This window comes from Fervidicola ferrireducens, assembly GCF_001562425.1.
GTDB classification, from domain to species: Bacteria; Bacillota; Thermosediminibacteria; order Thermosediminibacterales; family Thermosediminibacteraceae; genus Fervidicola; species Fervidicola ferrireducens.
In genome coordinates, this window is the sequence record NZ_LOED01000090.1 from 1 (window position 1) to 1,001 (window position 1,001).

Annotated in this window: 1 protein-coding gene and 1 pseudogene; both read left to right on the forward strand. The window is 53.7% G+C overall.

The features are described from left to right. Positions 1 to 68: 68 nt before the first annotated feature. Entirely contained in the window at positions 69 to 335 is a 267-nt protein-coding gene (locus AN618_RS14110) for a MerR family DNA-binding transcriptional regulator (protein ID WP_222926531.1), read from the forward strand. Continuing rightward, a pseudogene (locus AN618_RS12415) lies at positions 299 to 1,001 on the forward strand (IS200/IS605 family accessory protein TnpB-related protein); the annotation flags it as partial. The gene AN618_RS14110 and the pseudogene AN618_RS12415, both read left to right, overlap by 37 nt.

A 1,001-nucleotide genomic window follows, 5' to 3' on the forward strand; every position in this document is an offset into this window, starting at 1 on the left:
GGTTTGCAGCAGCTTCAAGAAACCCCACTGTAGTTGACTTTACTTAACTATTTTGCTACCATAAAAGCATGGAACTCTTATCCATTGGAGAAGCAGCAAAGAAATTAGGCGTACACCCGAACAGACTTCGGGCACGGGAAAAACAAGGCCTGATCAGGCCTGTGCGGCTGCCCAGCGGCCAGCGGAGATACCCGACTTGTCCAGGATTTGCTGGCTGTAGTGACTTCATTTTCAGCCCGGCTGTATGGTGCGAGGGGTGGCAGGAAAATCCGGCAGGGCTTCCGGGAGCTGATAAGAGATGCCGAAGAAACACAAAAAGGACAAATTTAGCATGACAGTTTGCGGGGAGTTCTTTCCGGAGATTTACCCGGCCTTCCGCTCACAGAAATGGAGCCGTGGTGAGGAAGATCCTCTTGTGACGGAGATGCGCCTTTTCTGTGCTTGCATGCGTTGGGCCTTCAACCGGCTACTGGAGGGTGCATCCCGCGATGAAATCAAGAAATTGGGGCAAGATCTTTTCGGAATCAACTCCCGCTACGTGGACGACGCCAGGCTTAAGGCACAGGCCGTGCTGGACTCCCAAAAAGAGCTGCTGGAGCTGGAGATTGAGGAAACGAAAAACAAACTACGCCGGGCGAGGAAGAAGCTTGGCTTTGCTATGAGTAAGCTAGCGAAGGTAGAAGAAAAAGGCGATGCCCCGGACATTGTTGAAAAACTCCGCCTGGTGGTCAAGGGGCGGAACAACCGGGTAGCATCTTTAGAGGAGAAACTGGCTGAGCTTGAGGCTCACCGGGAAAACGGGACCGTACCCAAAGTGGTGTTTGGTGGGAGAAAACTCTGGGGAAAGGTCTGCAAGGGGCGGGCCACGCTGGAGGAGTGGCGGGCTGCTCGCAAAAACTGCCTTTACTCCCGGGGAGACGAGACAAAGGGCGGCAACCCTAACATCAAGGTATCCTTTGAGGGGCAGGAGTTCTGCCTGGCTGTCTCCATATCCCACCTTT